Raw genomic sequence first — 21183 nt, forward strand, 5'->3', positions numbered from 1 at the left:
TGATTAGATTTTGGTTAAAATAATTTTAGCATTATCATTTCTTGAAACTTGATCCATAAAAAGTCGATATTGGTCGTATTCACTATTAGGATAAAATCCTTTATGGACATATAACGTTCTTTTATAAACTAAATGAGTAGCGTCCTTTTTTACAATTTCAGCCTTATACTCTCCAAACTTAGAATTCAATTCAAAATTAGATGGAAGAAATTCAATTGCAAATCCTAAAGGCAACAGGACTTCAACTTCATCAACATCAACATAACCACGCTGAATTTCGAATGGATTTCTACGGTTTCTAATTCGTTTTACCGAACCCGTAGATTGATTAAATGCATTCACAGGAAAAATCATTTTTGCACCCGAAATAGAGGCATAATTAGTGGCATTTATTGCTATATCCTCCACGAACTTTACTTGCTCTTTATCATTAGACAAATTAATTTTAGTTAATTTTAAATTACTAATATTACGCCAATATTCTTTATAATACGTTTCCTTTTCATTGGGTTGATTATTTTCTAACCTAGCTTTATTACTGTATTGAGAACCTTCAGAATCTATAGTTATATGGCCTGATAAATTACCTTGCTCATCTATAGCATAATTCCCAATACTATTTTGCAAATTACCTTTGTCATCATAAACCTTTGTCTGAACTATTTCTCCTCCAGTTGGTTTTATAACTAATACAGTCCTATCATCGGTAAATTTACCTTGATAACCAAAAGGATCGTCTTGACTTGTACATTCTAACCATATATAATCATTCTTATTAGGAATGGCTAAAATCATATGATTTCCTTGTACAGAAACAAAATCTGACACAATATCTCTTTTATAAGTATCACCATATAGAATTGTGTTGTAAGAAGGAACACCAACAACATCCAAAAGAGCCCTGGTGTAGTTTGTTAATGCTTTACAATCACCATAACCCAGTCGATCCACATCACTAGCTAACATGGGTTTCCATCCTCCAATTCCAACTTGTATACTTACGTATCTTGATTTTTCTTGAAGGTATTTATATATAATTTTTGCTTTATTAATAGGATCCGTTTCCGTACCAACAAGTGCTTTTATTTTGGTTTTAGTTTCTTCAGATAAATCAGTAGTTCCATCAAGAATCTTTTCTGAATACCATTTCCCAAATTCTTTCCAATTAGTAGCTGTTCCATCAATTCCTTCTAAACTAAAGTTTTCTAAACTCATTAACACTCTAGGAAAAATAACAGAGAAAGCAGCATAAGGCTCTTGCTTGAGTGCTTGAATAGCAGAAATAGTATAAGATAACTGAGTAGTAGTTTCTGTCGTTTTTTGAAAATTAAAACCTTCAAAATTCTTTTCTTTTTTCTTAAACCCTAAATTATCCGGATAAGCAACATTAAGAATACTTTTTTCTACACTTACATAATATTCTGTAATTGGCCCCCAAACTGGAATAAAGGCAGTATTCGAAGTACTTACTTCACTTTCATAAATTATAGTAAAAGGATAATTAACGGGAGTATAATCCAAAAACATAACTCTATTATCCGAAAATAAGGTTCCTCCTCCTGATGCACTTTGGTCCTTGAAATCTTTTCGTTTTATTTTTTTTATTTCATTACCAAACACATCATAAACTATCGCTTCTATATTTTTTACGGCTCTTTTCTTATCATAATATTCAAATGCATTAATAGCGCCTAAACCTTTTTTATTCAAAACGGTAACGACTCTTTGCACCTTAATATTCATACTTCTTTGTGAACTAATGGCAATATCTGTTTGTTCAAAACGAATTACTGCATCAGCATTCTCTTTGAGTTCATCAGTTATTGCACTTAAAGGATATTGGTTTTTTTGAGCAAAAACGGCACATGAAAAGATAGCCATAAAGGCTATAAATAGTTTGTTTATTTTCATTTAATAATTGGTATCTGGTTTACACCATAGAAGAACACACAAAGAAGTATCCTTTATCCGGTTTATACTTTGCTTTTTGGACTTATTAATTTTTCGTGGTAATCAAAAATAAACCAAATCTTATTAAAAACAAATTTATTATCCTTTTTTAACCAACTCCATTATTGATTGGTGTAATTCTTCGGAGTCAAAAGGTTTTGAAATGTATTTATTAATTCCTACTGCTTTACAGGCTTCGGTTACAGAACCTGTCACCACTGCTGATAAAGCTAAAATTGGAATGTTTTTTTTGCCGTGATTCCTCAAGTTACGTATTGCCGAAGAAGCTTCGTAACCATTCATTACAGGCATCATCAAATCCATTAAAACCAAATCAAAGTCCTCATGAAGAAGAGCATCAACAGCTAGTTCTCCATTGGCTACAGCCACACAATCAATATCAAATTTAGATAATACTTTTTGAACTAAAATTTGATTGATTCGGTTGTCTTCTGCCAACAACACTTTAATTCTTTGGCCAGAACTACCTCTTTTAATCAATCCTTTTTCTTTTTCTAAAAAGGACTTAGAGGCAGAAAGATTATAATCATTTTTAGAAAATGGAAGTGTAATTGTAAATTTGGTTCCGACACCAACTTTACTTTTTACCTGAATCTCTCCGTTCATCAATCCAATAATCTTCTTGACAATTGTTAACCCAAGACCAGTTCCTCCATTTTGTCTTGCAGCATCAGCATTTATCTGAACAAAAGGACTAAAAATATTCTTTAATTGATCATCAGGAATACCTATTCCGGTATCTTTTACTACAATCTTTACAATATAAAATTCATCTTCTTCATCATAAAATTTAATCTTCATTCTAATTTTACCTTTTGCAGCAGTAAATTTGAACGAATTACTTATTAGATTAAACAAGATTTGAGAGATTCTTACCGAATCACCATTGAGAATAGTAGGTAATTCTTTGTCAACATCAATTTTAAAATCAATTTCCTTTTCTTGGGTTTTTATCGAAAAGGTATCATAAATCAATCGTGTTAATTGGTTTAAGTTAAAAGGTTTGTTAATCAATAAAAACTGTCCCGATTCTATTTTAGCTAAATCTAAAATATCGTTGACAATAACCAATAAAACATCACCTGACATTTTAATATATTCTAATTGATTTTTTTCCTCTGAACCTAATGAAGCATTACTCAATAACAAATCTGTAAACCCAATTATACCATTAAGAGGTGTTCGGATTTCATGACTCATACTAGACAAAAAATGGTCTCTTGTTAGAGCCAATTGTTCGGAGCGCTCTTTTTCGTCAGCTAATTTTTCATTTACTGCTTCAACTAATTTTTTAGATACCATTGCCGATTTTAGCTCCTCGATATAGGTATTAAACCCCATACAAAAAACGTCTAACTCGTCATGCGCATCAGAAATTGGTAAGTAATTAAAAAAATCACCTGCAAAACAATTGGATATTTGTTCCACAATAACTGCAGTTCTCTTCTTTTTAGATGCAATTTTTTCAGCCAGAAAAACCAATTCCTCATAAACATCATCTAGACTATCTCCATGAGTAAGTTGTTCCTGAAACTCATCTTCGTTTATGGAACGTACTAAGGCTAATATTTGTTCTAGTTTAGACATTTGAGGCATTTTATGTTCTAACAGAGCTATCTTTCTTTGCTACAAAAATGTAAAATTATTATTACTCTTACAAATTAAACATAAGAAATATCTTTTAAAAAAGATTATTCATAACGGTAATAAATAAAAACATCATTCAAGTCTCATTTCTTTTGTCCTTTGAGCTCTAACAACCATTCTAAGGCCTTTTCTCTATTCGTAAAAACATGAAAAGGCATAATAGGTTTTTTTAATTTAGTATAAGTATTAAAAATAAACTTTGTAATATGTGAATTTACCAATACTGTAACAGCATATAAATAATTTTGCCCATAGCTATCTGCATAATCGCGAGCCTCTTTGGTAATGCTTTTTACATTAGTGATATCATACAACCAATATTGTTTTTCTTCTCCCGAGATATCTTCTCTCATCTTGATTATTGTTTTCATCATTTCAAGATCAACCTCAATTTCATCATGAAATGATGAAAATAAAATTCCGTTTTCAAACCAAAATCTCAGATAATCATTTTCAATATATTTTCCTTTCATAATAGACAATTTATCCAGAAGTTTTTAAATTCAAACACTCCTATTACCATCTTGAAAACCATCTAATACTAAGACAACTTCAATTAAAAACTATTCCTTTTTTTTCAATTCTTTAAACCAATTGATCGCTTCACTTTTCTTAGTAAAACCTTTTAAAGGAATTAAAGGAACTTTCAATTTCATATATATATTGAGAGTAAATTTTGCAATATGAGAATCAAATATAACTGCACAAGCATATAAATCATCCTGCCCATTTACATCTGCATAATCACGTGCTTCTTTATTATATGCTTTAATTCCAGAAAAATCATAACACCAATATTGCTTTTCACCATTTGAAATTTTTGTTCTCAATTCAATCAACGCCTTAATCTTTTCTAAATCGACAATCGTGGGTTTTTTAAATCTAGAATATAGAATACCATCTTCTATCCAAAATTTCATAAAATCATTTTCAACTGTTTTCATTATTACTTAAGATATTTTTTTTAATATATTTAAATCGAAATTAATAATACCAATATTCAAGTATCCTGTATGGTTAACTTTAAAAATATAGATATAACAATTAATTTATTCACGATTTAAGTTGCTCATTCTTCTTCTTTAATCCTTTTAACCAATTTACAGCATCCTCTTTTTTTGAAAAACCTTTCAAAGGGACTGCGGGTTTTTTCAATAGTATAAATGTATTGACTATAAATTTAGTAATATGAGAATTTAAAATAACTGCGCAGGCATGCAAATAATCCTGACCATATCTATCAGCATAGTCCCGAGCATCCTTATCAAAAGTCTTCATTCCGCTAAAATCGTAACACCAGTATTGTTTTTCGCCAGCCGATATCTCATGACGCAAATTAATTATTGCTTTTATATCTTCTAAAGTCCCAATGCTAGTTGTTTTAAATTGAGAATAAAGAATATCATCTTCAATTCTGAACTTAATAAAATTATTTTCAATAACTGCCATTTCCATTTTTACATATTTGAATACGAATTAATAATTTCAGAATTGTAGGTGTCCTGAATTTTAAAATAAGCAAATATAGGAAAAGTAATTGCTCCATATTTTTGTTTTTCATAATCAGATGTTAATCCTAAATATGTTTTTACTTTTCCTAAATCATTCCCTCTTTTTACCATATAATACATCACTTGTTTATATAGATGATGGGACTTAACATAATCATAATTCAATCCTACTATTAAAGGACACGCATGATTTTTTCCAATAAAAAACCAAATACAACCTATCAATTCATCAGAATCTTTGATACGGAATTCAACAAATTCCCATTCCTCATAAAGAGATAAAATTTTTGCAATTTTCTCTGGATAGGCAAAAAAATTAAATGCATAATTGGCTTTCTTTACATTAGAAAACAATTGATAATGTTTTTTAGCCTCTTCATCTGTTAATGCTTTTTTTATTCTAACATCAAATTGATCTTCATATTTAAAAACATAACGCTTTATACTACTTATGCTATTTTTAGATTTTAAAAGCGATAATAATTCTTCTTTTGTATTCCATTTCGGATTAGTAACAATATTAGTATTAGGCATTTTAACTTTCACAAAACCTTCCTCTTCAAAACGCTCATGAAATTGAAAATCAGATTGAAAATCTCTCAAAATAACAACAACCGATTGAGATTCTTTTTTTAATTTTTCAACTTCAACAAAAAAACGATTAAAGGCTTCATTTACTAATGGATGTTCCTCATTAACATATAGATGTTCTCCTTCTGTAAACAAGGAACCCATTGCCAAAGTTTTAGAACATAAATAATAAGGATCTTCTTCACGCTGTTGCTCTATTTTACGAGAAACATTTTCCAAAGCCAGCATATCATCTTTATAAATTGTACTAGTAAAATAAGTCGCAAGGATTACTTTGCCTTCTCTATCTTTTATAATCAAATAATAGAAATCCCAATTTTCTTCTTTCTTTTTATTATTCGAAAAAACCTCTTCTATACAACGCATTCCATTATGAGAATAATTCCCGTTTTCCTCAAAGAGATTATCCCATAATTGTACGTCAACTTCTTCAATACTGCGATAAATAGCAATATAAACTCCTTCAGATTCTTCTTCTTTTTTAACAACATCACCTTTAAATGGAAGACGGAAAGTTTTATATATTTTGCTTAAATCTTCTTTTTCTTCTTCAACTGCTAAATGAAAATTCTTCTCAATAGAACGAACTAGTTTATCAATATGCTCTTTAGTATTATGCCTCGTTAACGTAAAACGTAATCCTGTTTTATCACTTGGCACTACTGGATAAGTTGCTGTGTTTACATACAATCCATCAGCAATAACTTTTTGAATTAAATTATGCGTAACTTTTAAAACTCCGGTACCAATGAAATAAATAGGAGTCTCACTTGAGGAAGTATTAGGCAAATTGAATTCTTCTAATTTAGCATTCAAATACAGCATCAAATCTTTTAATTCATTTTGAAAAACAGTTGCTTTATCTGAAAGCAAAAGCTCTGCCGAACCAATCGCTGCTCCAACATTAGCAGGCGATAAAGGATGCGTATAAGCTAAAATACCTCCGTAAATATTAATCTTTCGCTGCATTTCTGCATCATTAAAAATAGCTATTCCCCCAATACTTCCAAAACCTTTAGCCAAAGTACTAATTAAAACTACTCTTTTGCTATCCTTAAAACTTTCAAATACACTACCACAACCATTTTTTCCTATCCATCCTACGCCATGTGCATCATCAAAATACAAATGAAATTTCGGATATTTTTCTAATAAATAGCGAAGTTCTTTTTTATGAGGAAGATCACCATACATAGAATAAACTCCATCAGCCATGTACCAAATTTTATCATATTGGTTGTAACCGCGTTTGATAAAATCCTCTAACATTTCCATATTATTATGGCGAATCATTTTCACCATAGCACCTTGCAATTTAGCAAACTGAGATGGATACTGCACACTATAATGCACCTGTTGGTCAAGAATTATTAAATCATTCGGACTTACAATGGTACCAATTATGGATTGATGCGCTACCGATGTTGAAGTATAAACAATCACTGGTCTATTGTCAAAAATACGACTCACTAAATTTTCTAGTTCGTCAAGATAAGGCGCTTTTACAAATGCTCTCGAGATAGAAAAATGAGAACCATATCTATCCAATAACTCATGACTCTTAGCTAATACACGAGGGTGCTTTTCTAATCCTAAATAACCACAAGTACCAAAATTAATTAGTTCTTCATCATTTATTTTTAAAAACTCACCATTAAAAACCTCTTCTTGAGAAGAAAGATGCATTATCTTCTTAGCTTTTGCAGATGTAAAAACATGATCTACTACATCATAAGGATTAGTATGTTTAATCTTTGCCAAATTTCGAAATTCATTAAGTTATACAAAAAGACCGAAGGAAATCATAAACCCCTATAGTTTCAAAAGTAGGAAATAAAACAGAATAAAAAAACTGGGTTATTACTTATGTTTTATGAATTTAAATAGAAAAAGACCAAAAAAACATTTAGTAAATTATTCTCTATTTTTACTATCCATCATAATGGTTACAGGACCATCATTAAGCAAACTTACTTTCATATCGGCTCCAAACTGACCAGTTTGCACTTCTTTTCCAATTTCCTGTTCTAATTTTCGAACAAAATTTTCATAAAGCGGAATTGCAATTTCAGGTTTAGACGCCTTAATATAAGAAGGGCGATTCCCTTTTTTAGTAGCTGCATGAAGTGTAAACTGACTTACCACAATAATATCGCCATCAATATCCTGAACCGATAAGTTCATGATATCATTTTCATCACCAAAAATGCGAAGCTTAGCGATTTTAGCCGTTAGCCAATCAATATCTTCTTGAGCATCGGCATCTTCAATACCTACAAGAACCAACAAACCTTTTCGAATGGAAGCTACTATTTGGGAATCTATCGTAACAGAAGCTTCAGCAACTCTTTGAATGACTGCTCTCATTAACCTCTGGATTTATCGCTGTTTTTCCTGTCATCATCATAAATATCTGTTCGATAATGCTCATCATCACCTTCTAATAGTTTTAGGTAACTATTATAACGTGACCAGGAAATCTCTTCGTTTTCTAAGGCTTCTTTGACAGCACATTTGGGTTCTTCTTTGTGCAAGCAATTATTAAATTTGCATTTATCTTTTAGTTTAAAAAACTCGGGGAAATAGTCACTGATTTCTTCTTTCTCCATATCAACCACTCCAAAACCACGAATTCCTGGCGTATCGATAATTTTGGCACCAAAAGAAAGATCAAACATTTCAGCAAAAGTTGTAGTATGTTGTCCTTGCGAATGCGAATCTGAAATTTGTTTGGTTTTTAAATTCAAGCCCGGTTCGATAGCATTTACTAAAGTGGATTTCCCAACACCGGAATGTCCTGAAAACATGCTCACTTTATCTTTCATTAAAGCAGTCAATTTATCTAAGCCTTTGCCTTCCTGAGCAGAAACACGCAAACATTGATAGCCTATTTTTTCGTAAGTATATTGTAAAAACAGTTGTTCGTCTAAAGCCTCTTCATCAAAAGTGTCTATTTTATTAAAAACTAAAATAGCCTCAATTCCATAAGCTTCAGCTGTTACTAAAAACCGATCTATAAAACTGGTTGTAGTGGGTGGATTATTAATCGTGACTAATAAGAAAACAATATCAATATTAGAAGCAATAATATGCGTTTGTTTAGAAAGATTAACCGATTTTCGAACAATATAATTTTTCCTGTCCTGAATAGTATTAATCACTCCTGTAACTTGATCATTAGATTCTTCTAATTCAAAATCTACTCGGTCGCCCACAGCTATAGGATTAGTACTTTTAATACCTTTCATCCTAAACTTTCCTTTTATCCTGCAATCCACAAAATCCCCTTCATCGGATTTTACGGTGTACCAGCTTCCTGTTGATTTATAAACGATTCCTGTCATGCTGCAAAGATAATTTTTTGTTTAAAGATTTGAGCCATTCCATAAAAATAAAAAATCCCTCTAACTTACAAAGTCAAAGGGATTCTTAAATATCTAGAAAATCAATTATCCGTTGATAATTTTTTCCTGGTGCTCAATACTTTCTTGGTGAATTGATTTGAATAATTTAGTAATAAATTCTTCTGACAATCCTTTTTTAGAACCTTCTGCCACCATTTTCTCTTGGATTTCATTCCAACGGTTGTTTTGCAAAACAGCTACATTGTTCTCTTTTTTCACCTGACCAATTTCGTCAGCTACTTTCATTCTTTTTCCTAAAAGCTCTAATAAATTAGCATCTAAAACGTCGATGTTAGCTCTTAATTTTGTCATTTTATTTTCAAAATCGCTATCTCCGCTTACTTTTCTAATTTTTAAGTCTTTCAAGATTTGTTTTAACGCATCTGGAGTAACTTGTTGAGCAGCATCAGACCAAGCATTATCCGGATCAATATGCGTTTCGATAATCATACCATCATAGTTCAAATCCAAAGCTTCTTGAGTTACTTCAAGAATCATGTTACGGTTTCCTGTAATGTGAGATGGATCAATGATTAATGGTAAATCAGGGAATTTATTTTGCAATTCGATAGCAATTTGCCATTCTGGAATATTTCTGTATTTTGTTTTCTCATAAGTAGAGAAACCTCTATGAATAACTCCTAAATTCTTGATACCAGCCATGTGTAAACGCTCTACACCACCTAACCATAAAGCCATATCTGGATTTACTGGATTCTTAACCAATACAATTTTATCAGTTCCAGCTAATGTATCTGCAATTTCCTGAACTGCAAATGGGTTTGCTGTTGTACGAGCTCCAACCCATAATACATCGATATCATATTCTAAAGCTAATTTACAGTGAGCAGCAGTAGCAACCTCAGTTCCCATCAACAATCCTGTTTCTTCTTTAGCTTTTTTCAACCATTTTAATCCTATTTCTCCAATTCCTTCAAATCCTCCTGGACGAGTTCTTGGTTTCCAAATTCCTGCTCTAAAAACACTTACATCAGAATTTTTCAATTCGTGAGCAATTTTCAATACTTGCTCTTCTGTTTCAGCACTACAAGGTCCTGCTATCACAAATGGGTGAGACAAATTGAATGCGTTCAACCAATTTCTCATTTCTTTCTTGTTTTCCATCTTTTAAATAATTTATTTTTTTATGTGTGTTGTTTTATTCTCTTTACTCTATTTTTTAACGCTTATACCGTTTAATATTTCTTTTATTTTATTTACGCTAGCCATTTCATCATATATCGCTTTGTAATCATCCTGAGCTAATAAATCTCTAAACTGTGTCAAATTAGAAATATACTCTTCTAATGATTCTAACACCTGAGCTTTATTCTGCTCAAAAATGGGGGTCCACATCGCTGGTGAACTTTTGGCTAATCGCACCGTACTTTCGAAACCAGAACCCGCCATATCAAAAATATCCTGCTCGTGCTTTTCTTTTTCTATTACCGTTTTTCCTAACATAAAGGAACTAATGTGCGATAAATGCGAAACATAAGCAATATGTTTGTCATGCGATTTTGGATCCATATAGCGAATACGCATTCCCAGATTTTTAAAAACTTCCAATGCTTTTTCCTGTAACTTGAAAGCCGTTTTTTCTACTTCGCAAATGATATTTGTTTTATCTCTGAACAAATTTCTCAATGCTGCCGAAGGCCCTGAAAATTCTGTTCCCGCAATAGGATGGGTAGCAATAAAATTTCTTCGTTTAGGATGATTTGCTATTGCTTTACAAATTGGGTTCTTAGTCGAACCTACTTCTAGAACAATGGCATTATCTCCAACTAAATCCAGCACTTTAGGCAATAAACTAATAGCAACATTTACAGGAACCGAAACAATTACAAAATCAGCCTGAGCCAAATCTTCCATTGTAGCCGCAACATCAATAACACCTAACTCCAATGCTTGTTCCACATGGTTTTCATTAGTGTCTATTCCGTAAATTGTAGCTTCAGGATAAAGTGCTTTGATGTCTAAAACCATCGAACCACCTATTAATCCTATACCTATTACAAATACTTTCATTTTATTAAAATCTGTCTATTGCTTCCTGTACTTTTTCTTCTTTTACACATAATGCAAATCGAATATATCCTTCTCCATTAGAACCAAAAATAGTTCCCGGTGCAATAAAAATATATTTCTCATGCAAAATCTGATCAATGAATTGCTCCGCTGACTCTATTCCTTCTGGCAATTTAGCCCAAACAAATAATCCAACCCCTTCCTTATATACTTTACAACCTAGTTTTTCAGCCAATTGCTCTGTTAAAACACGGCGTTTTTTATACACTTCATTCATGGAATCAAACCATGATTTATCACTCTTTAATGCTTCGATAGCGCCTTTTTGAATTCCATAAAACATTCCGCTATCCATATTACTTTTCACTCTTAAAACAGCATCGATTAAATCCGCATTTCCGGAAACCATTCCTACACGCCATCCTGCCATGTTAAAAGTTTTACTCAAAGAATTCAACTCTAAAGCTACTTCTTTAGCACCATCAACCTGTAACAAACTCATAGGATTGTCGTTCAAAACAAAACTATACGGATTGTCATTTACTAACAATATGTTGTGTTTTTTAGCAAATGCTATCAATTTTTCAAACAAGACTAAACTTCCTCTGGCTCCTGTAGGCATGTGCGGATAACCTATCCACATTAACTTTACCTTAGATAAATCTAATTGTTCTAAAGCTTCAAAATCAGGCTCCCAGTTATTACTTTCTTTTAAATCATAATAAACAGCTTTTGCTCCTACTAAATTAGTTACCGAAGTATAGGTTGGATAACCCGGATTAGGAATCAAAACCTGATCACCTTCATTTAAGAAAGCTAATGAAATATGCATAATTCCTTCTTTCGAACCCATCAAAGGCAAAATCTCTGAATTAGGATTTAGATCGACATCAAAATTATTCTTATAAAAATCAGCCATGCTTTTTCTTAGCTCAGGTAAACCCTGATAGCTTTGATAACCATGTGCATTTTCATCTTGTATTGCTAATGCAACCGCATCAATTACAGCCTTTGAAGGTGCTAAATCTGGACTTCCAATTCCCATATTGATAATTGGTTTTCCTTCTGAAGCCAACTGTCTTACTTCTCTCAATTTTGATGAAAAGTAGTATTCCTCAACTGTATTTAATCTATTTGCTGTTGTAATCATTTTTATTCTTTAGCTTTTGAACTATTATCTAATGGACAAATCGGCTTTCTTTTTTAACTCAAGCTTCTAAATCGGCTTTGTATTAGGATATTCACCCAATATTTTAAAATATTCTGCCATAATGGCTAACAAAGATTTTGCTTTAGCATAGTCTTCGTATTTCTCAAAAGTAACATCCACAAAAAAGGAATACTTCCAAGGCGTTTCAATTTTTGGCAAGGATTGAATTTTAGTCAAATTCATTTTACAATCACTCATCACATTCAAAACTGCCGCTAAACTTCCGCGCTTATGATCCAGTTCAAATTTTAAAGAAGCTCTATTGATTTCATCTTCTGGAACAAATGAATTCTCCTTTTTAATAATAACAAAACGAGTCATGTTATTTTTTATCGTTTGAATCTCTGGAGCCAAAACTTCTAAATCATACATATCTGCCGCAACACTACTTGCAATTGCTGCAATTCCTTTAAGCTGTTTTTCTTGAATTCTACGAGCTGTTTCAGCCGTATCCTTATCTTCTACCAACTTAATATGCGGGTATTTTTTCAAGAAATCCATACATTGCAACAATGCCATTGGGTGCGAATGTACTTCTTTAATATCAGCAATACTTTGTCCTTTTAAAGCCATCAAATTTTGATGGATTCGCAAATAATGTTCCCCAATAATGTGTAAATTATTCTTGTCTATTAAAGCATAATTTGGAATAATCGGACCTGCAATAGAATTCTCAATAGCCATTACTGCCTGAGTTGATTTTCCCGACAAAAGGCTATCCACTAATTCATCAAAAGACAAACACTCATCTACCACCACATCTTTCCCAAAATACTCCTGAGCCACTTGATGATGAAAAGAACCTATTATCCCTTGTATTGCAATTTTTGCTTCCATTTAATCAAAAAAAAATCCTGATTTTCATCAGGATTGTATATTAGTTTTATTTGTTTTCTAAATTTTCAAATTACCATAGCACAATCCTTATCTCTCGCTAAAGAAATAAAAAGTATTGCTAAAATAGAAACGGTTATTTGACATCTTATTAAATATTATTCTCTTCGAATTATTATTTTTAACGCTGGCAAATATATAACATATTTCCAATTACACAAAAAATATTTTGATTTTTTGTGTAAAAAAATCATCTAACGACCCTCGAAGGCGTATCAATTCCGTTAATAATTGTTTTCGAGCTGATTGCAATCGCTTTTATTATTTCGGTCATATTGTCTAAATCCAATGTATTAATCTCATCAGACAGCTGATGGTAATTAGGCTCCACATCCATCTTTGAAGTGGAAATGGTATGAGCAGGAAGCCCCATAGCTGCTAATCGAGCATTATCTGAACGATAAAATAAATTTTGACTTGGATAAGGGTCAGGATAAAATTTAAAATCAGAATTTTTTAAGTTATGCTGCAAAATGGTCCCAAAATTAGATTTCTCAAAACCTGTTATATAAGCCGAATTCCTCCCCCATTTACTTTCTGTACCTATCATTTCGATATTAAACATAGCCACAACCTTCTTGGGATCAATACTTTTTGAAAATTCTTTGGAACCAAAACCACCCACTTCTTCTCCGGTAAAGGCGACAAAAACGATAGTCCTGTCATTAATTTTATTCTCTTTAAAATATTTTGCCAAAGCAATTACTGCAGTAGTTCCGGAAGCATCATCATTAGCTCCATTATACACTTTATCCTCTCCGTCTGCATTGAGTCCCAAATGATCATAGTGTGCTGAAAAAACAACATATTCTTCCGGTTTGGTTCGACCTAAAAGCACTCCAATGACATTATTTGCTTTTTTACCTTTTACATTAAACTCTTGTCGATAATTCTGCAAATCTCCATAAAAAGAAAGTCCTATATTTTTAAACTCATCTTTAATAAAGACAGATGCTTTTTCTATACCAGGAGTAAAAATTGCTCTCCCTTCCATTTCATCTGCTGCTAATTTTGTTTCAATTCTAACAACATCATTTTTATCAATCGTTGGCTGAATTTGCGCTTGAGAAACACACCCTAAAAAGAGCCCTAATAAAATACTAGTTTTTTTCATATGTAAATTTAAGAAGTGATTATTGACAACATTCAAATATAGGAATCCAAACAATACATTTTTAAAATTCTTAAAATAATAATTCAAACAAATTTCTGTTTACTTTTGCAAACAAACAAAAAAGAGTATGTCAATAGAAGTAAAAAACATTTCCAAAAGTTATGGCAATCAAAAGGCATTGGACAACATTTCATTTGCTATAAAAAAAGGAGAAATTGTAGGTTTCCTAGGCCCTAATGGAGCTGGAAAATCAACCTTGATGAAAATATTGACGACCTATCTTGCTGCCGATGAAGGAACGGCTTTAATTAATAATGAAGATGTAAGTACCAACTCAAAAGCAGTTCAACTTTCCATTGGTTATTTGCCTGAGCACAATCCGCTATATTTGGATTTATACGTAAAAGAATATTTAGCTTTCAATGCAGATGTTTACAAAGTTTCCAAAAACAGAATTGATGAAGTTATTACCTTAACAGGATTAAATCAGGAAGCACACAAAAAAATTGGCCAACTTTCTAAAGGCTATCGCCAACGTGTAGGATTAGCCAATGCTTTATTGCATAATCCTGATGTATTAATTCTGGACGAACCTACAACTGGATTAGACCCAAATCAGTTATTAGAAATTCGTAGCGTAATTAAGAATGCAGGAAAAGACAAAACAGTTTTCCTTTCTACTCATATTATGCAAGAAGTAGAAGCCATTTGCGACCGCGTAATTATCATTAACAAAGGAAAAATTGTTACTGACAAAAAACTAGACCATTTAATTTCGGCTGATAAAGAACAAATAATTGAAGTTGAATTTGACTACCAAATCGAAGAACAGGCCATTGCCAGAATTCCACATTTAAAATCATACAAAAACACACACGACTTTTTATGGGAACTTACTTTTGTATCTGACAAAGACATGCGTCCCGCTGTTTTTGACTTTGCACATGACAACGGCTTAAAAACATTACAATTGAATCAAAAGAACAAAAATCTAGAAGCCTTATTTAGAGAAATTACCAAATAAGTAATCAGTGTTACAAATAAAAAAGCATCGCCTTTTATAAAAACGATGCTTTTTTTTGTTTTACTAATTCTGATTAATATTGTTTGCTTTCAAAATCTCATTGAACCTATCTGTTTTGTTTTGCTTTTTCATCTCCGAAAAAATATAACTAATCACTTTTTCAGCATCGGTTCGATACGGTGACTTTTGTTCCGAATAAATAACATAAGCTTTACACATATTATCCAAGCCTTTTTCAAAATCCTGCAGATTCATTGCATATATTGTACCTATCCCATAAAAAACTTCTGGATTACCGTTATCTACTTCAGATAATCTTTCATAGGCTTTTAATCCTTTTTCATATTCTTTTTTATAAATGTATACGATAGCTAAATTTTGCAGAGGCATTTTCCCGTTTGGATCTAAGGCTAATGATCTTTCATAGGATTCAATTGCTTTATCAAAATTGTTAAGTTTTCTATAGGATAAACCTAAATTATCCCAAGCAAAAGCAAACTCAGCATCTTCACTTAGTGCCTTTTTATAAAGCTCCACCGCATCAGTATCATTGCCTTTTGTAGCTTCGTCTATTCCTTTATAATAATAATCGAGTGCTTTTTTATTTTTTGAAAATGATTTTGATAATTGCTTATCGTTACTCGCCATTTTTTCTTTAAGAGAAGAACAATTCTCAGCCATATAACGTTCTAATTGATAATAAGCTTCTTTATATTCTTTAGAATTTTCATCCATAGTAAGAGAAACATCAATCTTTTTTGAAGCTTCTTTTTTCTTTCCAGACAAATCGCCATCAAGTTGTAATAATTGAATTCCTATTTGATAAGCTCCAGCCTGATTATTAATACAAGAGCTAACATCTTTAGCAACTTCTTCATTTGATCTATCATAAGTACTAACTGAGTCTACACATTTACATGCGTTTTCAGCCAATTCTTTTAATAAACCTTCTGCCTTTTTCTGATTTTTATCTTGCGAAACACCTTGAAAACTGATTCCTAAAACAATTAACAACAATATTTTTCCTCTCATTACACCTTTTTTTAAACAATTACAACTTAAAACAACTCTTACAATAAATTACTAAAGTATAAATTTTTTCTGAACAAAAAGACATACTTAAAAATAAAAAAACCCGATAGCTTTTTTTTTAAAAGTATCGGGTTTATATTAAGAACGCAAAAAAACAAGTCTAAAAAACTTTGCTTGCAATTTGATGAATATTATCTGATTTCCCCATTGAATAATAATGCACACAAGGAACCCCAAATTCAATTAATTCTTTTGATTGCTGAATAGCAAACTCAACACCTATTTGACGAACAGCAGCATTGTCTTTAGCATTTTCAATTTCGCTAATTAAACTTTCAGGCATATCCAGCCAAAAAACCTGTGGCAACAATTGCAAATGACGTTTTACCGCAACTGGTTTAATTCCCGGAATGATAGGCACTGTAATCCCTATGGCACGAGCCGCTTCAACAAACCTGAAATAACGCTGGTTGTCAAAAAACATCTGCGTTACTATATAATCAGCACCAGCATCTACTTTTTCTTTAAGCTTTTTCAAATCGGCTTCTAAACTTGGAGCCTCTATATGCTTTTCAGGATAACCTGCTACACCTACACAAAAATCAGGTGCATTAGCAATAGGCAATTCACCATGCAAAAATTTACCCGCATTCATTGCTTTAATTTGTTTTACTAAATCTACCGCAAAATGATTTCCTCCCACAGTTGGTTCAAAATACTTCTCCCCTTTCATTGGGTCACCTCTCAACGCCACTAAATTATCAATACCTAAATAATGACAATCTACCAATAAATATTCAGTCTCTTCCCTTGTAAATCCACCACATAAAACGTGAGGAATGGCATCAACACCATATTTATGTTGGATAGAAGCACAAATTCCTACTGTTCCCGGACGCATACGTGTAATACGACGGTCAAAAAGTCCATCTTTTTCAATGTATACATATTCTTCTCTCGAAGTCGTTACATCAATAAAAGGCGGTTTAAACTCCATTAACGGATCTATATTAGCATATAAATCTTTAATATTACTTCCTTTTTGAGGCGGTACAATTTCAAAGGAAAACAAAGGTTTACCTTTTGCTGCTTCTAAATGTTGTGTTACTTTCATTATTTTATAGTTGATGGTTGATGGTTGATAGTTAATGGGATTAAACCTGTATCTAACTATATTCCTCTACCCTAAATCTTACTTTTATAATAATTTATAAATCCGTTTAATAATTTTTTACAACTCTGAATCTGTTCAAAAGCAATATTAAAATTATTTTCGTCAATATATTTCTGATCCAATGCTAAATAATATTGAGTTTCTAATTCATATAATGATCCTCTTGAAATATGCAAAAAGTGTAATGTATCCTTAGATGTTTGACGTCCACAACCTTCAGCAATATTTGAAGGTATTGAAATTGCAGCTCTTCTCATTTGATTTGTCAAACCAAATAACTCTTCTTTTGGAAATAATTTAGATGAATCATACAACAAATTAACTAGTTTTCTAGCTTCCATCCAAACCTCTAATTTATTGTACTCCATTTTTTATTTAGTTGATGGTGATTGGTTGTTGGTTGATTGGAAAAACTTGATGTCGATTGGAAAATCCGACAACTATCAACCATCAACCAGAATCTAATCCGCTATATTAGGACTCAACCATCTCGTGGCTTTGTCTGTTGAAATACTTCTGCGTTTTGCGTAATCAATCACCTGATCTTCTTTGATTTTCCCCAATCCGAAATACCTGCTTTCAGGATTAGCAAAATAATACCCAGAGACCGAAGCTGCCGGCCACATAGCCATACTTTCGGTCAAAGTTACACCAATTTCTTCTTCTACTTTTAACAATTTCCAAATGGTTGGTTTCTCTAAGTGATCCGGACAAGCCGGATATCCCGGTGCCGGACGAATTCCTGCATACACTTCTTCAATCATGGCTTCCGTTGTTAAAGACTCTTCCGGTGCATAACCCCAAATTTCTTTACGGATTTGCTCGTGTAAATATTCCGCAAATGCCTCCGCCAGACGATCTCCTAAAGCTTTGACCATAATCGAATTGTAATCATCCAGATTATCACGGTATTCATCAGCCCATTCGTCAACTCCAAAACCTGTTGTTACACAAAAAGCGCCCATATAATCGGTTACTCCATTGTCTTTTGGCGCAATAAAATCGGCCAAAGCGATATTTGGCGCTCCTTTAGTTTTTTGTGCTTGCTGACGCAAAGTCAGGAATTTTTCTAACTCTTTTCCGTTTTCATCATACAATTGAATATCATCATCATTTACTTGGTTTGCCGGATATATCCCGTAAATACCTTTGGCAACGAATTTTTTCTCTTTCAAAATCACTTCTAACATGGCTTTTGCATCAGCAAAAACTGAAGAAGCTTGTTCCCCCACTACTTCATCCGTTAAGATTGCCGGATATTTCCCGAACAATTCCCAAGTTCTAAAAAACGGTGTCCAGTCAATATAAGGTACTAACACATCCAAATCTACCTCGAAACTTTTAGTTCCAATGAAATTTGGTTTTTTTGGCGTATAGTTTGCCCAATCCAACTGTAATTTATTTTTACGGGCGTCTTCTATACTCAGGAAATTTTTATCTCTCGAACGATTCAAAAACTGCTCTCTAAACGCATCGTATTCTTCACGAATTCCAGCCGTATAAGTTTCTTTATTATGATCTAATAAATTTCCTGCAACGGTTACCGCTCTCGACGCATCGTTTACGTGAATAACGGTTGCTTTGTATTGTGGTGCAATTTTCACAGCAGTATGCGCACGCGAAGTGGTTGCTCCACCAATCATTACCGGTATTTTCATGTCTCTTCTATCCAATTCTTTGGCAAGAAATACCATTTCGTCCAGCGAAGGCGTAATCAAACCACTCAAACCGATAATATCTACTTCATGTTCTAATGCAGCAGCAATAATTTTTTCCGGAGCTACCATGACACCAAGGTCAATAATTTCGTAATTATTACAAGCCAATACCACCGAAACAATGTTTTTCCCAATATCATGTACGTCCCCTTTTACGGTTGCCATTAATATTTTTCCATTCCCTTCTTTGTCTCCCACTTGTTTGGCCGCTTCAATAAATGGCAGTAAATAGGCCACCGCTTTTTTCATGACACGTGCCGATTTTACCACCTGCGGCAAAAACATTTTTCCGGAACCAAACAAATCTCCAACCACATTCATACCTGCCATCAAATTGATTTCGATAACCTCAATTGGTTTGGCTGCCGCTAGTCGTGCTTCTTCTACATCTTCTTCAATAAAAGTATCAATACCTTTTACTAAAGAGTGGGTGATTCTTTCCTGAACAGTTCCAAAACGCCATTCCTGCACTTCCTTTTCATTGGTTTTGGGACCTCCTTTTACATTCTCAGCAAAATCCAACAAACGTTCCGTAGCATCATCGCGTCTGTCTAAAATTACATCTTCAACATGTTCTAATAAGTCTTTTGGAATATCATCATAAATGGTCAACATTTCCGGATTAACAATTCCCATTGTCATTCCGTTTTGAATGGCATGGTACAGGAAAACCGAGTGCATGGCTTCACGAACTACATCGTTTCCTCTAAAAGAAAAAGACACATTACTCACACCTCCACTAATGTGCGCGTGCGGTAAATTCTCGCGAACCCACTTCGTTCCTCTAAAGAAATCCAAGGCATTCAAACGGTGTTCTTCCATTCCTGTTGCCACCGGAAATATATTCAAATCGAAAATAATATCTTCAGGCGGAAAACCAACTTTGTTTACCAAAATATCATAAGAACGTTGGCAAATCTCTACTCTACGGTCGTAATTATCCGCCTGACCTACTTCGTCAAAAGCCATGATAATCGCAGCAGCTCCGTAACGTTTAATCAATTTAGCATGATGAATAAATTGTTCTTCGCCTTCTTTCAGCGAAATGGAATTTACCACACATTTTCCTTGTGCTACTTTCAACCCCGCTTCAATAATATGCCATTTAGAGCTGTCAATCATAATAGGCACACGGGCAATATCCGGTTCGGCAGCAATTAAATTCAGGAATTTCACCATCGCATATTCACCATCAAGCATTCCCTCATCCATATTGATATCGATGATTTGCGCTCCACCTTCTACCTGCTGTCTGGCGATATCTAAGGCTTCATCGTATTTCTCTTCTTTTATCAAACGAAGAAATTTACGAGAACCTGTTACATTAGTACGCTCCCCCACGTTTACAAAAACACTGTCCGGCGTAATAATCAACGGCTCTAATCCCGATAAAACTAAATTTTTTCTTGCTTCTGCTTCTGCCATTTTTTTATTTTATTTTTATTCGTCCAAGCATTGCGAGGAACGAAGCAATCTCATTATCTGTATTCTCATTTTGTTATTTCTCAGAATAACAAAACTAAATCTTTATTTTATTCTCTGTGCGGGCACGGATTGCAAATCCGCGCTATCGGGGTTGCAAATCCATATTTTATTAGACTAAACCAATTCAAAAAACACCGAAGAAATAACTAACAAATGCACAAATCCCAATTAAAATCAACAATAACCCTGACATAAACATTTTTAATGTAGCTGGAAAAAGCATATCATCTGTATCATACTTATAAAACTTATTTTTTTTACAAATCCAAACTCCTAACAGAATAGAAAAAAATCCAATTACGAATTTTAAAATTGGATACATTGAAAAAATATCTTTTTCCATTTAAAAAATTTCATTGATTACATCAATAATTATC

The 21183-nt window shown here is 32.8% G+C and carries 18 protein-coding genes; 1 reads left to right on the forward strand and 17 read right to left on the reverse strand.

The features are described 5' to 3' along the window. Positions 1-3: 3 nt before the first annotated feature. The 13 genes from AC4FRF_RS10260 to AC4FRF_RS10320 all read right to left on the reverse strand — a co-directional run bounded on the left by AC4FRF_RS10260 (position 4) and on the right by AC4FRF_RS10320 (position 14373). The gene (locus AC4FRF_RS10260) at positions 4-1911 is read right to left on the reverse strand and encodes a DUF3857 domain-containing protein (protein WP_491159415.1); all 1908 of its coding nucleotides are present in this window, start codon (positions 1909-1911) and stop codon (positions 4-6) included. Between the two features lie 138 nt (positions 1912-2049). Continuing rightward, positions 2050-3558, reverse strand: a complete 1509-nt coding sequence (locus AC4FRF_RS10265) for a hybrid sensor histidine kinase/response regulator (RefSeq protein WP_491159416.1) — start codon at positions 3556-3558, stop codon at positions 2050-2052. Between the two features lie 143 nt (positions 3559-3701). Further along, entirely contained in the window at positions 3702-4091 is a 390-nt protein-coding gene (locus AC4FRF_RS10270) for a DUF7793 family protein (protein WP_491159417.1), read from the reverse strand. Positions 4092-4181: 90 nt separating this feature from the next. Further along, positions 4182-4562, reverse strand: coding sequence for a DUF7793 family protein (locus AC4FRF_RS10275; protein WP_491159418.1), 381 nt, complete (start codon positions 4560-4562; stop codon positions 4182-4184). A 109-nt stretch (positions 4563-4671) separates the two neighbouring features. Next, positions 4672-5073 carry a DUF7793 family protein gene (locus AC4FRF_RS10280; RefSeq protein ID WP_491159419.1) on the reverse strand — a complete coding sequence of 134 codons (402 nt, stop codon included), beginning with the start codon at positions 5071-5073 and terminating at the stop codon, positions 4672-4674. Between the two features lie 2 nt (positions 5074-5075). After that, positions 5076-7481, reverse strand: coding sequence for an aminotransferase class I/II-fold pyridoxal phosphate-dependent enzyme (locus tag AC4FRF_RS10285; protein WP_491159420.1), 2406 nt, complete (start codon positions 7479-7481; stop codon positions 5076-5078). Positions 7482-7634: 153 nt separating this feature from the next. After that, a complete protein-coding gene (gene dtd, locus AC4FRF_RS10290) occupies positions 7635-8087 on the reverse strand; it encodes a D-aminoacyl-tRNA deacylase (RefSeq protein WP_491159421.1) in 453 nt (150 codons plus the stop codon). Next, entirely contained in the window at positions 8087-9064 is a 978-nt protein-coding gene (rsgA, locus tag AC4FRF_RS10295; protein ID WP_491159422.1) for a ribosome small subunit-dependent GTPase A, read from the reverse strand. Before rsgA ends, dtd begins: the two co-directional genes overlap by 1 nt. Positions 9065-9169: 105 nt before the next feature. Next, entirely contained in the window at positions 9170-10249 is a 1080-nt protein-coding gene (locus AC4FRF_RS10300) for a chorismate mutase (protein WP_491159423.1), read from the reverse strand. 48 nt (positions 10250-10297) lie between these two features. Next, entirely contained in the window at positions 10298-11155 is an 858-nt protein-coding gene (locus AC4FRF_RS10305; RefSeq protein ID WP_491159424.1) for a prephenate dehydrogenase, read from the reverse strand. Between the two features lie 4 nt (positions 11156-11159). Beyond that, on the reverse strand, positions 11160-12305 hold the full coding sequence (locus AC4FRF_RS10310) for a pyridoxal phosphate-dependent aminotransferase (protein WP_491159425.1): 1146 nt from the start codon (positions 12303-12305) through the stop codon (positions 11160-11162). A gap of 66 nt (positions 12306-12371) precedes the next feature. After that, a complete protein-coding gene (locus AC4FRF_RS10315; RefSeq protein ID WP_491159427.1) occupies positions 12372-13202 on the reverse strand; it encodes a prephenate dehydratase in 831 nt (276 codons plus the stop codon). Between the two features lie 247 nt (positions 13203-13449). Further along, positions 13450-14373 carry a M28 family metallopeptidase gene (locus AC4FRF_RS10320; protein ID WP_491159428.1) on the reverse strand — a complete coding sequence of 308 codons (924 nt, stop codon included), beginning with the start codon at positions 14371-14373 and terminating at the stop codon, positions 13450-13452. A gap of 127 nt (positions 14374-14500) precedes the next feature. On the opposite strand from AC4FRF_RS10320, the gene gldA reads away from it, so the two are divergent. Then, the gene (gene gldA / locus AC4FRF_RS10325; protein WP_491159429.1) at positions 14501-15397 is read left to right on the forward strand and encodes a gliding motility-associated ABC transporter ATP-binding subunit GldA; all 897 of its coding nucleotides are present in this window, start codon (positions 14501-14503) and stop codon (positions 15395-15397) included. Positions 15398-15460: 63 nt separating this feature from the next. Here gldA and AC4FRF_RS10330 read toward each other — a convergent pair whose 3' ends face one another. The 4 genes from AC4FRF_RS10330 to metH form a co-directional block, all read right to left on the reverse strand. After that, positions 15461-16429: a tetratricopeptide repeat protein gene (locus tag AC4FRF_RS10330; protein ID WP_491159430.1), complete on the reverse strand. Its 969-nt coding sequence runs from the start codon at positions 16427-16429 to the stop codon at positions 15461-15463. Positions 16430-16589: 160 nt separating this feature from the next. Next, positions 16590-17543 carry a methylenetetrahydrofolate reductase [NAD(P)H] gene (gene metF, locus AC4FRF_RS10335; RefSeq protein ID WP_491159431.1) on the reverse strand — a complete coding sequence of 318 codons (954 nt, stop codon included), beginning with the start codon at positions 17541-17543 and terminating at the stop codon, positions 16590-16592. A gap of 71 nt (positions 17544-17614) precedes the next feature. Then, complete coding sequence (locus AC4FRF_RS10340; protein WP_491159432.1) at positions 17615-17971, reverse strand: four helix bundle protein; 357 nt, start codon at positions 17969-17971, stop codon at positions 17615-17617. A 93-nt stretch (positions 17972-18064) separates the two neighbouring features. Then, on the reverse strand, positions 18065-20746 hold the full coding sequence (gene metH, locus AC4FRF_RS10345) for a methionine synthase (protein ID WP_491159433.1): 2682 nt from the start codon (positions 20744-20746) through the stop codon (positions 18065-18067). Between the last annotated feature and the right edge of the window lie 437 nt (positions 20747-21183).

It is taken from the genome of Flavobacterium sp. ST-158, assembly GCF_058309975.1.

What these genes read in the sequence shown, in the direction of transcription:
- AC4FRF_RS10260 (WP_491159415.1), bottom strand. Translation starts at nt 1,911, where the DNA reads ATGAAAATAAACAAACTATTTATAGCCTTTATGGCTATCTTTTCATGT.
- AC4FRF_RS10265 (WP_491159416.1), bottom strand. Translation starts at nt 3,558, where the DNA reads ATGTCTAAACTAGAACAAATATTAGCCTTAGTACGTTCCATAAACGAA.
- AC4FRF_RS10270 (WP_491159417.1), bottom strand. Translation starts at nt 4,091, where the DNA reads ATGAAAGGAAAATATATTGAAAATGATTATCTGAGATTTTGGTTTGAA.
- AC4FRF_RS10275 (WP_491159418.1), bottom strand. Translation starts at nt 4,562, where the DNA reads ATGAAAACAGTTGAAAATGATTTTATGAAATTTTGGATAGAAGATGGT.
- AC4FRF_RS10280 (WP_491159419.1), bottom strand. Translation starts at nt 5,073, where the DNA reads ATGGAAATGGCAGTTATTGAAAATAATTTTATTAAGTTCAGAATTGAA.
- dtd (WP_491159421.1), bottom strand. Translation starts at nt 8,087, where the DNA reads ATGAGAGCAGTCATTCAAAGAGTTGCTGAAGCTTCTGTTACGATAGAT.
- rsgA (WP_491159422.1), bottom strand. Translation starts at nt 9,064, where the DNA reads ATGACAGGAATCGTTTATAAATCAACAGGAAGCTGGTACACCGTAAAA.
- AC4FRF_RS10300 (WP_491159423.1), bottom strand. Translation starts at nt 10,249, where the DNA reads ATGGAAAACAAGAAAGAAATGAGAAATTGGTTGAACGCATTCAATTTG.
- AC4FRF_RS10305 (WP_491159424.1), bottom strand. Translation starts at nt 11,155, where the DNA reads ATGAAAGTATTTGTAATAGGTATAGGATTAATAGGTGGTTCGATGGTT.
- AC4FRF_RS10310 (WP_491159425.1), bottom strand. Translation starts at nt 12,305, where the DNA reads ATGATTACAACAGCAAATAGATTAAATACAGTTGAGGAATACTACTTT.
- AC4FRF_RS10315 (WP_491159427.1), bottom strand. Translation starts at nt 13,202, where the DNA reads ATGGAAGCAAAAATTGCAATACAAGGGATAATAGGTTCTTTTCATCAT.
- AC4FRF_RS10320 (WP_491159428.1), bottom strand. Translation starts at nt 14,373, where the DNA reads ATGAAAAAAACTAGTATTTTATTAGGGCTCTTTTTAGGGTGTGTTTCT.
- gldA (WP_491159429.1), top strand. Translation starts at nt 14,501, where the DNA reads ATGTCAATAGAAGTAAAAAACATTTCCAAAAGTTATGGCAATCAAAAG.
- AC4FRF_RS10330 (WP_491159430.1), bottom strand. Translation starts at nt 16,429, where the DNA reads ATGAGAGGAAAAATATTGTTGTTAATTGTTTTAGGAATCAGTTTTCAA.
- metF (WP_491159431.1), bottom strand. Translation starts at nt 17,543, where the DNA reads ATGAAAGTAACACAACATTTAGAAGCAGCAAAAGGTAAACCTTTGTTT.
- AC4FRF_RS10340 (WP_491159432.1), bottom strand. Translation starts at nt 17,971, where the DNA reads ATGGAGTACAATAAATTAGAGGTTTGGATGGAAGCTAGAAAACTAGTT.
- metH (WP_491159433.1), bottom strand. Translation starts at nt 20,746, where the DNA reads ATGGCAGAAGCAGAAGCAAGAAAAAATTTAGTTTTATCGGGATTAGAG.